Genomic DNA, 14,777 nt, shown 5'->3' with positions numbered 1-14,777 from the left:
CAACTTGAATTCGGCCAGCTCTTCGCGATAAAAAATTGCCCCGACCTCAGAGACCGGTCTGCCTCGTACTTCAATTCGGGTGATTTCCTGCACCAGTGTTCTCGAGATCACCCGACTCTCGAGAGTCAACGGCACAGATGTGTTGGCACAGACTGCACGCAGTGTGAAAAGACCACTGTTGTTGGCGCCGGTGACACTCCATCTCAGCTGCAACCCTTCCGGTACCGGAAGGGGCTGTTTCAGCAAGGGGGCGTAAGTCATGCCCAGACCCGCAGGCGCCTGCTCTTCCAGTTCGATGGGCAGTCCTTTCATCCAGGGCGCGAAAGTCAGTACGAGTGGGACCGGCTCTTGTCGCCTGAAAATCGCGCTGGCACTCTGGACAGGCTGACTGTCGACTTCGACGGTTGTCACTTCATCCGCCAATGTGTTCGAGATGATTCGACTTTCAATGATCAACGGCAGCTGGGTATCGGGGCAAACGGCCTGAAGCCTGAGAAAGCCGCTTTTTTTGCCGCCCGTGACCTTCCAGCTCAGCGTCAGGTTGTCCGGGACTTCAACCGGCTGTTTCAGCGGGGGATCAAACACCACGTCAAGACCAGAAGCGCTTACCTCTTCAAGCAACACCGCTAACCCTTGCATCCCGGGCTCGAAAGTCAACTTGAATTCGGCCAGCTCTTCGCGATAAAAAATTGCCCCGACCTCAGAGAGCGGCCTGCCTCGTACTTCAATTCGGGTGATTTCCTGCACCAGTGTTCTTGAGATCACCCGACTCTCGAGAGTCAACGGCACAGATGTGTTGGCACAGACTGCACGCAGTGTGAAAAGACCACTGTTGTTGGCGCCGGTGACACTCCATCTCAGCTGCAACCCTTCCGGTACCGGAAGGGGTTGTTTAAGCAAGGGGGCGTAAGTCATGCCCAGACCCGCAGGCGCCTGCTCTTCCAGTTCGATGGGCAGTCCTTTCATCCAGGGCGCGAAAGTCAGTACGAGTGGGACCGGCTCTTGTCGCCTGAAAATCGCGCGGGCACTCTGGACAAGCTGACTGTCGACTTCGACGGTTGTCACTTCATCCGCCAATGTGTTCGAGATGATTCGACTTTCAATGATCAACGGCAGCTGGGTATCGGGGCAAACGGCCTGAAGCCTGAGAAAGCCGCTTTTTTTGCCGCCCGTGACCTTCCAGCTCAGCGTCAGGTTGTCCGGGACTTCAACCGGCTGTTTCAGCGGGGGATCAAACACCACGTCAAGACCAGAAGCGCTGACCTCTTCAAGCTTGATCGACAGCCCTTTCATCCAGGGTTCCAAGGTCAACGTTAATGTGCTCGTTGTGTCACGGTGGAAAATAGCACCCAGCCCCGTGATGGTAGTGTCGCCGACCTTGATCGCCGTCACTTCATCCGCCAGGTTTGCCGAGATCACCCGGCCAGTAATCTTTTCCCAGTCTTTTTTGAGTTTCGAGCAGGCCAGGTTGAGTTCGAACCAGCCGCTTTTACCGGTGCTGGGTGATGACTCGATGAGCCACGGCAGCTCTGGCTCGAGCAGTGGTTTTGCAACGTTCAAGTCCGCAATGGTGAGCCCCAGCGCAGCGAGGTCGCTGGCCGAACTCAACGTCAGCAGTGAATCCTTGAGCAACAAATCCGGGTTCAGCAGCTTCAGCGTATTGGACTTTGCGCGAGTGCAGATGACGCCCAGCAGGGGGGTGGCGGTGACCGGTTTGTCGTTGACCTGGAGCGTGGCATTGTAGTTCCACGGCGTTTTGTCCAGCGCATGGACGGGGATTTCTTTGCGGAAGTAGCCGCTCTCGTAATACAAGCTCGGCACGGTGACGTTGAACCGGTGAATCGCTTCATTAACTGGCTTGAAGGGGAAGGGGGTTACCCAACCGTCAGCCTCAGGCACTGCTTGCTGACGGTCTTGCTCGCCGAGTTTCCATTGGGCCGGAAACGGCATCGCCGCCTTGGTGTAATAAGAAATCTCTCGCGCCTTGAGCGTGGTCTCTTCGCCGTACTCGATCACCTGAAACTGCTCATTGCCGCTGGCCTCGACAAAGTCGAGGCGGTGATGGCCCAGCGAAACATCGATCTTGTAGGCCGGGGAGGTGTACTCGGTCTGGCCCCATAGTTGAAACTCTACTGCCGGGGCCGTAGCGTTTTTGGTGGGGCAGGTGATTGTCCAGGTCGCGCCGGTGTCGGCAAACGTCTGAAAGGCCCCGATCGCGGGGCTGGCCGACAGCGGCAGTGTCTTGCCCGGCGGCTCTTTGAGGCACACGCCCTGATTGATCCAGGCGCTGTGTTGTTGAGCGTTGAGGGTGAGGGTGTGTTCGCCACCGTGACAGAAATACAACGGGCCGGCGGCGATAGTTTTTTCGAGTGCCATCTTGACGATTTCCTGAGGCTCGGTGGGAGCTTCACTGTCGGCGATGGGCAAGGCGACGTCTACTGTCATAAATGACAGTTAGAAATAGAAGTTTGCGATAAAAAATAATCGGAAGCGCTGATATGGGAATAAGGAATGAATCACTTCTTTTCGGCGGATGAAGGCAATGCTGGCAGCCTCACCTTAAGCCAGACCCGATAGAAACCATAAACATCGTTTCTATCGGGTCTGGTTTGGTGATCTGCCGTTGAGGATTTCTAACGCCTCTATGTCGTAAGCAACTGCACTATGGCTGGAATAACATTGCCATGCAGATCGCTCGTTTCAGCCAGGAGCTTAAACTCTCCGCCTTCAGGGAAGAGGATCGGGGTCGGGTATCTTGCAAACCCCTTGGAATCGCTGACCCCTGATTCTGTTGGAAAACCTGGAATCGTGTAGGTCACACGGAAACCTTCACAGGGAACTCCTGCGGTTGTCGTTACCCTCACCGGGAGATCAGTTTTTACAGTTGAGGATCCATATACAGACTCCGGAGGACCTGGCATAGGGTCCCACTGATCGCCCCGGCCGCTCATAAAATGTATTTTATGAGGTGATTCGCGTACTATAACCGTCAATATGAGCGGCTCCAGAGATAAGTGCGTAAATACCGCATCTAGTGCAAGAACTTGGACAGCGCTATCACTGCACTTCAAGACCCAGCTTACTCCCTCTGTTGGATGTATCGGCTGAGGTGAACCCGGCGTTGGCGTTATGGTCACAGCCGATCCGGTGGGCGGAAGGTTCCATTCCAGTGCGATTTGATCATCACGGATCGAACTGCCGGGCTTTGGCTTCAGCGTAAGGGTTGAGGTACCGTTTCTGGCTGGATAAAACGCTGCCCCCCAGGCCACCGGCTTTCCATTGAATAGCTTGTCAAGTTCATCAAGCGCGTGTCTGGCTACGACCCGACAAGGCAGCGGAAAGACCTCATCGGTTTCGATGAACTTGAATTGCAAATCAAAGAATCCGCTTTTATTACCCCCGGTGATGGTCCACTTCACGGAGCCGTTTTCGAGAATATCCTGCGCGTTTGACTCGCCCAGCGCAGGGGTGATGGTGATGCCCAGATCCGAACTCAGGTTCTCGGAAAACAGAGCAACCTTCATTCCAGGCAACGGACCGCCTGACTTGGGTTGCAGCTCCAGCACATGAGTGTCTGCCCGAAAAAACACCAGGTCAGGTTTGTGTAGATCATCAATGGGCACACCATTGATCGTGATCGATTGAAACACGCTTGAGGTGGAATACACCCTGTCATCAACTTCAAGTTTGCTCAATGTCAAGGGTGTGAGATGCAGCTGAACATCGAAGTCGGTGATGCGCAAACCGTTCGCATCAGCCATATCAGAACCATGTAACTCAAAGGCCAGGTTTTCGTCTTCCGCTACCACCGTGAGGTCATAAGGCGTAAAGGGGTTCCAGTCGGCTTCAGGGTGCACCGGAAGTTTGCCGCTAAGGTCAATCGGGTCCTCTCTCCCTGTGCTGGGCCTCACCACCACTTTGGAGTTTGAACCGCCGCCAAAGTTCTGATATTGAAAGCTCAGTCGATATTGCGCATTTATCATTTGAGCGGTAGTAAGGGGGGCTGTGTTCACCGTCTGAATGACTGCCGCGTTTCCATTCATTATCAAGTAATATCCATAGTAATCGTCAGCAAATGTCCTCGCATTTCCCCCCGTAAGAAGGCGCGGCCAATACTCAGTCCAGTCCGAGGGGAACCGGCCAGCTGTAATCAGATTGCGACCTTTAATTTCATCTGTGCTCATGATGCATTTACCTCTATTGATCCATGGTTATCGAATCGATATAGCGCCATTCAGACTCTGTGCCAGACAGCACCCCGCTGCCTGTCAATTCTCGAGTTTATTCAGAACCGCATCGGTGTAAGCCGTACCACCGGCCTTCGCCAGGTAACGCACCTGCACAATGATGTCCGGCAGGTTTTTGATCACGGCTTGTTGTTTGTCCGACTTATGCCGTGGGAGTTGAAGCTGCCACTTTGAAACAACCCCCGTCCCTTCAAAGGGCAGGTAACGTTCATCGCCGAAGGTCAACTGGTGCAGGCCGGTATCATCCACGCCGTGGCTGATACCCACTTGCTGGTGGCTGCGCAGGTTGAGCAAGATATCGGGCGGGGGCATCTGGTCCCCATTCTCGTAGAGGTAGTCGAGCGAATCGACATTCGCCTTGAGCACCGTGGTACTGCTGGTTTGCGTCAGCGTCGCGCGCACATCCTGATAGGGGCCCAGGACTACCGGCAGGGACACTGCGACGGTTGTGATCTGCCGGCAGAAGTGACCGGGGTAATCGCTGTCGAATAACTTTTGGGAGAGCTCGAAATCCAGCTTGCCCTTACCGAGTTCGGTCAACACCGCCTCCCAGGTCTTACGCGTCGTGTATTCACCTTTCTCGAACAGCTGACGCAGGGATATCGTCTTGGTCAGCTCCAGCCGACGCTCATTGCGATTGAGGAAGTCCCGCTCCAGACGCATCAAGTCGAGCTGCATTGACTCGCCGGCGCTCAGGCCGTGGCGATTGTCCATCCAGACATTCGGGCGGATGACCCGTGTGTCGAAATCGCCCATCTCGTATTGCCAACTGGCTTCGGCGCTCAGGCACAGGCCCACCACGGCGTCATAGGCCTGGAAGTACAAGGTAGCCATCTGGCTCAACAACCAGCGGTAAAGTTCGACGTTGGTGGCGCGGGTCTTGTAGAACGAATAAAGCTCCTGGGCCTGTTGGTTGGCTTTTACAGTTTGAGCCAGGCTGGCTTTGGCGGCATTGAGGGTGTGCTGATGGGCTGTGAGCTGTTGCGTGACCATCTCTTGTTCGCTGTTGGCCTGGGCTTCGGCAAAGCTCCATTCTTCTTTTCGACGCAGGTAGAAGGCGGCTCGCTGGAGGGCTTCACCAGTCGAATACGAGGTAGCGCCGAGTACCGTCAGCAACGTACCAACTTCATTAAGGGGCTCCCCACGATCCCCGCCCTGCATACCAGTAAGCAGGGCAGGAAATGGCCCCACCGTCCCAGTGAGCATTTGCTCCTTTATGCCTGCGTTGATACCAGCTCCAGCGAATCTGGGCACGACAGCCGCTGCACCCAGTACCTTGCCGGTTAAACCGAGAACATCTCCAGCAATTTCCAGCACCAGCAACGGGTTCTCATTGAGCTGTTTATAGTGTTCAGCTCGCTCACCAATCATTTTCTTGCTTTGTTTCAACGCCTTTTCCGAGGCCTCCAGCTGCTTGATTGTCTCCTCCTGAATGGTTTTGGCATGCCCCCCCAGTGCAATGACATGGCTTTGCTGCAACTCTTCCAGCTGCCCGCGATCACGCATCTCCATCAACTGACGCACTTCCCGGCCAAACCCGATAAGGGTCTGCACTGCATTCTGTGCGGTGGCCAGCATCGTGCGGAAACGATAGTGCGGAATGTTCAGCCAACCGCCGGCATTGCGCGAGGCTCCCGAGGAACCGCCAGCCTGAGCCCGTAGCAGATCGAGCGGATTGGTGGGCGGGGCATACAGTGCCAGCGACATCGGTTTGCCGTCGATGGTCAGGTTATGCCGCATGTTCCACAGGCACTCTTCGATGTACTTCCAGATGTTCAGCAGTTGATCATTGGCGGCTGGGCGAAAGACATCCAGCGCCAGTATCTCGAAGTCTGGTGTGCCTTCCACTCGTGCCGGCAGGTTCGCGACGTTGACGTCAAGCGAGCGGGCAAACGTCGTCAGCGACGAGGCGCCAGATTGACTCCCGGATTTGAGTATGTCGTCTGCCGACTGTGGAACCCAATGGCTCATGGCTTTGGCCGTGGGCGCGTTACCCATCAGCGACAAGGCCCTTACATATTGCAGTTTCGCTGCCGCCAGGCTGTCACGGGTCAGCCGACGATAGAGTGAATCGGCATGGGCGATGATGCAGCGAACGTAGGCCACAAATAGGGTTTTGCGGTAGTGAATACGCTTCGAAAAGGCAATGGCATCGGGGTCCACCAACCCCACGGCTTCACACCCGATATCGCCTATTTCCAGCAATGGGCGGCAAAGCCAGTAACGATCGCTTGGAGTGGGTTGTCCCGGGCGAGACTCCCGAATGTGCGGGTTGAAAATATACTGATACCACCGCTGCGACTCATGGTAGTTGCGCTCTTCGCACAAGCGATGGGCAATAAGGAACGGTAAGTGGAAGAACAGCTCCCAGTAGAAGGTGCCGTGAGCACTGTTGAAATCGATGGGCGCCGTCGCCGGTGTTGTGCCGGTTGGCTGATGTTCATGGGTGTCCTGAGTCGATCGGGACAAGACTTCATCGATGGAAATAGCCGCCTTGGCCACCAGCTCCGGGCCAAACAGCGAATTGAGGCGAATCCACTTGAGTGTTGTGAGCCCCAGCGGCGTAATGTCCAGAAACTGCGCACCGGACGTCTGTTTGCTGATCAGCGGGGGATTGCTGGCATTGGGTATTTGCTTGATCGCGAGGTCATAACGATCACGACCATACTGACCGTCGGCAGTTTCACCCCACACGACGTTCAATGTTTTTCCGACAGGGTCGCCCGTCCAGCGATGTTCGATCCAGGGGGTTTGAAACCATCCCTTCAATTCACTCACTTTTTCCCATTTGCCGGGAGCGATGTCTCCGCCATCCAGAATCTTCAGGCCCAACGCAACGGTCTCTGGTTTTTTCACCACGGAGAGGGTGTTGTCACTGCCACTTAATGGCATGTACTGACTGCCAATCAATACCGAAAAACCGGCACCACTTCTGATATCCCCCGGCCTCTTTAACCACAGCACTTCCCGTTGTTGATGGGTAAGCGTTATGTTTCTTCGCACCGATACCCATCCGTCCACCGACCAGAACTCATTTGTCTTGAAGATTGCGATCACAACCGGTTGGCCACTTGAATCATCGAGACATAACGCGAAATCAAATCCTGAGGGTGATTCGCGGAAGCAGGTCAGCTTGATGCCTTCGGTACCGACCCTGGAAATCTCGAAGAAAGTAAGAAACGATCCCACCTGCTCTTTAGTGACAAGGGCAATATCCGCCAGTCCGTACTCGGGGCGCGAGAGGTCACAGACGCCCTGTACTCGCAGCACATTCTCGGATTGCCGGCTGCTGAAGTTGATATTCAATGAGAGAAACGGACTCAGCTTACCGTTCCGAGTAGGGTCGCTTGCGGCATTGGGCGCTACAAGGATTTGGTTGAGCACTGCGGCTTCGCTGAGTAAAAGCTTGTGTTGCAAACTGTTTTGATTGGCAAAACGTGCATTGGCCAATACTTTAAGGGTTGCAATGTTTGGAGTCCGGGGCTCACACAGCGCATTTCGCGAGGCGAAAATCCATCCCTGCTCCTTCTCGTCTTCTGCTGCCGTTTGCCCGGCTGGCAGGTCTGTCGTGGTGAAACACACGGCCAGCAGGTCATCGACATCCTTTTTCGTGCCGGCATAGTTCACCACCACCAACCGGGCGGAGCCCTCCGACGCGTTGGTAAACTCCTTCGGCCTCCCCAGACTCGAGGGGGTCTCCCAGATCCCATTCAGGGCAAGATAGGAAAGCTTGGCCTCAACCTGCCAGGTGCCCTTGATGACGATCTCATTACCGTTACCATCCTTTTCTGTGCGGTCCGGTGCTTGTTGTCCCTCGACGAATACCACTGTCAGGCGGCCGGCGAAAAATACCGGACGAATCGCCAGCACGGTCGCGGCAGCCGGAATACCAATGGGCTTCCACTCGGTCCAGGCCGCGGGGTTTAGATATTCGCACTTTGTGTTTAACTCGACATGGGCCTTGCGCCAGAAATAGCCAAAGGGTTGAACTCTTTGTCGGCCAATAAAGTAGTAATCGGCATTCTTGAAGTCTTCGCCCTTTATGCCCAAACTTCCGTCGGTACTGTCTATGTAAGCCGAGATCAGATCGAGGTTGCAGACCTCTTCGAATTGCTTCAAATGCTCAAGGAGTGCCATCTGTACGGCAGCATCGCTGAGACTGGCTTGCCCCAGGTTATTCTCCAGTTCCTTGAACGCGTCAGACTTGTTCAAGCGCAATGTCGGGTTTATGTAGTTTTCCGGGTAATCGGTCAGCATCTGATAACCGGCCCAATCACTGATGTTGCAATAGCGCTGATGCCAGGCCACCAGTTCTTCTTTGGAAAACTCCTTGGTGTGGCCGGGCTCCATACCGCTATAAATGGCGCCGATATACTGTTGCAGGCAGGCAATCGCTTCCGCCAGCCGCGAGGTCTCCAGTTCCTGACCGACCTGGCTGTCCAGCAACAGGTATTGGTACAGGTCATCAAGGGACGTCAGGTTCAACTTTTCCGACTCCGGGCGTTTTTCATCTTCTTTGGGGGCTACTTGCCCCAGATAGAAATCCGCGAGGGCCATGCAACGGCTTTCTTCCAATGCGCCGATAATGGACTGATTCATTGTTTTTCTCCTGTTCTGTCGTAGGGTGCCGAGCCTCCTGGCGATAGTCGCGGCAGGGGGATAAGTCAGCACGCCAGCAAGGTTCATTGCCTGTGGATCGTCAGAGCCTGGTCAGCTTCTGTCGACAACATGCAGCACGCGGTTTTCTGAGTAGTCGGCTACCGCGGTGCTGTTCCTATACAACCTGGAGGTATAGCTATACTCGCCGGCAATCGTCAGCCCCGTGAGCTGAACTCGCCAACGCCCGTCCTTGCCGACAGTCCCGCTGCCATAAATGGTTTTTGCATCACCTGTCTTGATCACCTTGACTACTAATCCAGGCAATCCCAAGCCTTCAATCCAGGGGGCAGGTCCTACTCTTGCATCCGCTGCGGGGCTCACGAGCTGCGGATTGGCAACGAAGCTCGACACCGTTACCCGAGCATCCGGTGCCCACGCCTCAGTCGTGTCGATATGCCGTTGCTTAACCGAGAACACATGCGGCCCCATCGACAACGGCTCGGCAAACCTCACGGACCATTTTCCGTTATCACCCACGCTGGTCCTGGTCAGCAGTGCGCCCTCCCGACCTTCGAACACATAGATCTGCGCCGATGGGCTACCGGTGCCGGTGAGCAACGGCTGGACTTCCACTTCGCTGTTATTGGCGGGAGACTCCAATACCGGTGGAGGTGCATCCAGACGCCCCGGCAACACCAGCCGCTGATCGAGTCGGTTGCAATAGAAGATCAAATCGAAGGCCCCGTTGCGCAGGTCCTTGCAGTCAATGGTCCAGATGAGCTTCTTCAGAGTGCCGATGGTGACGTAGGCGCCGGTTGCCGGCGTGAAGATCATCCCCAGTCCTTTCGCCGAGAATTCACCGTTCCAGGCCAGCATCGCGCGGGCGTCATTGAGGTCGACCGATGGCGGCAGGTCGATCTCAAGTGTGTACTTTTTACCTCTGGTAAACGCCAGGGGCTCTCTGGCCGACACCTGGCTGACTACGGCAGCTGTTGTGGTCTCGGTCAATGTGAATTTCCAGTCAATCGGCGGGACGACCTTGAGATTGAACTCGCGCTTATCCGCAGTTTTTTTCACCTGAGTGGCCGTCACCTTATAGTTCCCCTCGGTTTCAACCTCAAAAGGAAAGGTGGAGCGCCCCAAGGCATCGGTCAGAATTTCTTTCGATACCATTGGACTCTGACTTCCTGCCGCTATGTCTGTGACCGTCCACTGGATCGGACAATTGGCAATCGGCCTGGCCTGGTTGTTGGCCTCATCCCTGACCTCGACCCACAGCAAGGTGGGCGTCCCGGAACCCGCCACCGGGTACAGATAATCCATGGACTCGCCGTGAATCACTGCCTGGCTGGCCACGTAGATCTCGAGCCGCTGTTCGCCCATCTCGACCTTGGCGATGTATGTCTGCTTGCCGGTTTCTGCCTTGGGCACAATGCACTTAGCAATGCCCTCACTGTCAGTCGTCTTATCCTCAAGTTTCGTCTCCCCGGAGAAGAAGGTGACCTTCACATCTTTCGAAGGCTGCTTGCCAAGGCCGATTACATGGCAGTGAAGCTCCAGCGGTTGCCCCTCGACGGCCATCGACACCACCTCCAGGAGTTTGATAAAGGGATTGTCGACAAAGGTGATGTTGTTGATGACCATCGAATCCTTGCTACTGTAACTCGCCACCAGGCTCGCCTTTGTTACGGGCTCGATGCTTCTGATTCTGGTTTTGGCAACGCCTTGCTCGTCAGTCATCACCACCAACGGATCGGCAACGACACCTCGCCCGCTAAATGTCACGGCACGGCCACGCCCTGGGTTGCCGGGTGTATCAACAAGCCGCACGGACACTGGAAAAAACGCCTGCCCGCCCGCCAGAAACGTTTCATTTGTCGGATCCGGGGTACTGTCCAGGCTGAAGTTGAGCGAAAACTCTTCGCAATCGATCAGGATTTTCGGCGCATACACCACTTGAGCCAGGCCGTAGGTGCCCTTGACCTGCACGGCGCCCATCCATGGCCCTTTCTCCGGTTTGAAGCGAATCACCGCACGCCCCTCATGATCGGTGATAGAACGCGACTCCATGAGCCCCAGACGATCGCAGCTCCAGGTCACGGTGATGTTCGGCAATACCTGGTTGGTGAGATCACGCAGCGTCAATTCGATGAGTGCGACTTGATTGCTCACATTGGCGATCAGGGTATCGTTGATGCACCGGATATCGTGGGTCACGCTCTGGCCGACTTCGCCAAACGTCGATGACTGGCTCTGTACTGTCGACTCGGACAAACACTCCAGCACTTGTTCAGCCGCGGCGCGGCAGGCGTATTTGTCACTGTCCGGGGTGAGCGCACCCAGGCTGATAATGGCCTTGGCGTCCAGCCCGCTGCTGGCCGCCAGCCCACGGATGCGAATCAGTGTGTCAAGGGTGGGCAGGTTACGAAGCACCGGCTTCGACGGACTCAGGTAGAGGACGCATTCGAGCACCTCCCTGACCCCCCACTTCACCACTTCCGCCAGTTTGCTCGCAGCGGAATCACGGATCAGGCGCAGGTCTTCCGACGTCAGAGCTTCCGGCAAGCCATTCACCAGTTCCAGGTACTGCAGTAATTTTTCGGCCGGCTGCCCCGTCTGGGTCACCGCCCGCTGAAACAGTGTCAGGTAATACAAGGTATCAGGGCTAAGCTCTTCAGGGTGTTTGAGACCGAACCACTGCCAGTTCTGCCGATAGGTCAGGACCACCAGCATCGCTGAGCTCAACCCCAATCGTTGAACAATCTCCGCGCGTTGTACCAGATGCGCCAACAGGATCAGCACTTCATCGCCGACATTGACTTTGTCTGTGCCTGAAGTGACCGCCTCCAGCGCTCGTGTTGTCTCCTGGAGCAATAGATAAACAGCGCCTTTTTTGACCCATTTCAGCACCGGCAACACCAGGTCCTGGGGAAGGGTCAAGTACACGGACAGACTTTCCTGGACCACCGCACTTTGAGCATCCCTGGCCTGCAGCAGCAGCGCCAGGATCACCCCACAGACCCGTTCAGTGTCCCTTTCCGGGATTTGCGCCGATATGACCGCCGCTTCAATTTCCCCGCGAGCTGCCTCCTGGTAGTTATCCGCATTGTCGGTAAGGCTTAGCACCAGGCCGTCCTGGTCGACCACTGCTTCAAGCAGTTCCAGCCACCCGCTGTAGTTGGAATTGTTGCTGGACGGCACGCCGGCGGCCCGAATGGCTTCTTCAGAAAAGCGCACCGGTTGCAGTCGCTTGTGCAGCTCTTGCAGCAAGGCAACGTCTGCTTCGGTCGCCAAGGGGGGGGCAATCACGGGGGCTATATGCTGCACCAGCCAAGGCACATCCAGGCCGTTGTCCTGACACCATTGGACGGCGGATTGCACGGCATGCATGACACTCAATACATCCCCGATGCTGCTGGAGCCGCTGACGCGCAGGCGAGACTCGCCGAGCACGCGCTGAAGCAATTCGCTCCCGCCCCTGTCACTCAATACTTCCAGCAATGCTCCCAGCTCTATGGCACTGATGCCCAGAAAAGCGGACAGCAGTACCAGGCGATAAAATGAGGAGAGGACGGCCAGGTTGCGCGGCAGTTCGTCCACCTGGTTATAACTTTTGGCCACGAACCGCGCCAGATAGCGCCAGTCTTCCCGATTGATTCCCAGGCTGGTGCAAATCTGATCGACGGTGCGTTGGTCGGCACGGGTCTGCGGTTCAATTGCAAAGGTGGTGTTATCCAGCTTCAACGGTGTATCGAACAAATCCTTGGGGTTGAAAATACGATCGAACTGCGAGCGCTCTTCTCCTCGCCCATAGGGGGAGATTTCATCGATCAGCGCGGCGAATTGTTCGGCCGTGCACTTGAACCGCAGACGAAACTCCTGGAACAAACCGATGGCGCGAAGAGTGTTGTTGGTGATCCGTGCTGGCTTGTCCAGCTCTGTGCGTGCAGCGGCTTGCGGGTCGACGATGTCGGCTCGTTGCTCCGCCCGGATGGCGGCCATGACCAGGCGATCACACTGGTCTGTGGGGAGTTTCAGCCAGCGGCTCAGGCGCAGCATCCGGTTCATCCGCTCAAAGCTGTTGTTGGTGCTACCGATGAAAGAGCGGGTTGTGCTCTTTGTCGGAGGCGACAGACTCATCGCCTTCTCAGCTCTGTCGTTGATGAACACCGAGCCAAATACCTTGGGTGACGCCGCCGACAGGATCGTCGACGTCACATTGGGCGAAAGCGTTGGCGCGCAGTCTTCGATCGATAAAAGGGAGGTCAGCATCTGCGCGTCAATCGAGGTCTGGGCACAGAAGTGCACCGAGTCTTTCAAATCCTCACCAGTGGAACCAAAGTTGTTCTTGTAGAACGCCTCGCTAACAGGAGTGGAGGAAAAGTTAATAAAGTTCTCGGTCAGCAAGCGCTGGCCCTGTGGGCCGATGTTGCAGGATTGACGCAGCGCAATGTCCGACAGGTCTCCGTGAGCCCCCGGTTGCTTGAAGTACGGCGCCGTCAGGTCGATGGTACGGACCACTTCCCCCAGTGACAGTTTGTTGAGCCCCAACACCTGCTTCCAGTGCTCGGCATACCACTCGAACGGCATGGACCGAAACGGAAAGCGCGTTTCCAGCAACTGGTCATCGACCACCTGATCCTTCATTACCTCAGTGCCGAGGGATGCTTTGATAATGCTTTCCAGCACCTCATTGACCAAGGTCACCGTCGGTTTTATCTGGAACATGCTCACCGGGTCAATGGTGAGTTGAGTGAGATCCGGTCGCCGGGCATCAAGAGTAATGAGCCCGGTTCCACCGCCGCTTTTTACTTCCAGGAGCCGTGCCAGTGTCACCAGCCTCACCAAATACGCCGCTGGCGAGATGCTCGAGTCGGGGCTTTGCGATGGGCTGCTGCCTTCCCAGTCGGGACTGAACAGATCGTCGAAGGTAGGCGTATCTAGCCGCGCCTGGACTCCGGTGCGATGCAATGGATTGGGCGGAGTCTGGGTCACCAAACGTTGCTCACGAAACTCGCGAGCGGTATACACCGCCAGGCTCGACGCCCGGTCCAACAACGCTTGAGCGTCGCGGCTGTGCAACCCGAACGTTTCCACCACGCCTTGACGTCCCAGCTTCAGAAGTTCGAAAACAGACCCCTCCTGTTCGATAAAGCGTTCGACGTTGCTCAGAACCGAGGGCTCTGGAGTCGCCGAGGTCAGTTCGAAAAGCTGTTTGATTGAGGGATCGGTGAAGTCCTTGCTCATTCTGTTTCTCCTGCGAGCCCTGTCGTGGCGCCCTGAGCGGTGCACAAAGGGAGAGAGTGAATCGGTGGTTGCTTGATGGTGTTTTTCTACGCCGAACATGGGCGGCGGACTACCTGACAGAAATGACAGTGCCGACGAACGGTAGTTTTTGGTGGGCAACTTCGGCAGAGGGCGTTGGCACTGGCGACAGGGATGCTGATTGCACCTTTCGGGGGCAAACGGAGCACAAGGGCGCCAGTAGCAGGGGGAGAGTTGGAATGCCTTGCGGGATATCGGGCTACCAACCGGGAGTGGGTAGCCTGATTTACGACCGTTCTCGAAGAGTTTGCCGGCTGATGGGAGGTCGATTCTGGAGGGGCTACTCAGGTGGGGTTTTCACATAAAACCAACCGGTGTCGAACCACTCTCCTGCAGCACCTGAACCTTGGCGCGTATATATGTAATGCGGCCCTGGCGCTACTGGTACCGGATATGAATATCTCAACGTCAAAGGCGGAAGAGTATACTGGAATTTAGATGGTCCTGGGTACACATCCACGCCGAGGATCGTCTCAAAATTATTCTCCTTCGGAATACCGCTGGTAAGCAGCGGAATTGAGTATAGCCCCCCCTCGCGAGGAACGAGCATATGTGGTGGAGGCTTGTTCAGGTTAGCAAACGTATTGTCGTCAGTCATGATTCTTG

The 14,777-nt window shown here is 55.9% G+C and carries 5 protein-coding genes; all 5 read right to left on the bottom strand.

Translation table 11 applies throughout. From position 1 onward, the window contains the following. Nucleotides 1-2,016: hypothetical protein (locus BK659_RS27185; RefSeq protein ID WP_148050460.1), on the bottom strand; the 2,016-nt coding region annotated here is incomplete at its 3' end. Between the two features lie 626 nt (nt 2,017-2,642). After that, the gene (locus BK659_RS27180) at nt 2,643-4,184 is read right to left on the bottom strand and encodes a hypothetical protein (RefSeq protein WP_123428792.1); all 1,542 of its coding nucleotides are present in this window, start codon (nt 4,182-4,184) and stop codon (nt 2,643-2,645) included. A gap of 84 nt (nt 4,185-4,268) precedes the next feature. Continuing rightward, the gene (locus BK659_RS27175; protein ID WP_123428790.1) at nt 4,269-8,846 is read right to left on the bottom strand and encodes a Tc toxin subunit A-related protein; all 4,578 of its coding nucleotides are present in this window, start codon (nt 8,844-8,846) and stop codon (nt 4,269-4,271) included. 111 nt (nt 8,847-8,957) lie between these two features. Beyond that, entirely contained in the window at nt 8,958-14,192 is a 5,235-nt protein-coding gene (locus tag BK659_RS27170; RefSeq protein WP_123428788.1) for a Tc toxin subunit A, read from the bottom strand. 259 nt (nt 14,193-14,451) lie between these two features. Beyond that, nucleotides 14,452-14,769 (bottom strand): hypothetical protein, encoded by a 318-nt coding sequence (locus BK659_RS27695; RefSeq protein WP_148050459.1) that lies wholly within the window; start codon nt 14,767-14,769, stop codon nt 14,452-14,454. Nucleotides 14,770-14,777 lie beyond the last annotated feature (8 nt).

The organism is Pseudomonas brassicacearum (genome assembly GCF_003732225.1).
Classification (GTDB): domain Bacteria; phylum Pseudomonadota; class Gammaproteobacteria; order Pseudomonadales; family Pseudomonadaceae; genus Aquipseudomonas; species Aquipseudomonas brassicacearum_E.
Note: the sequence above shows the minus strand (reverse complement) of the source record. Positions and strands in the feature narration are given on the sequence as shown.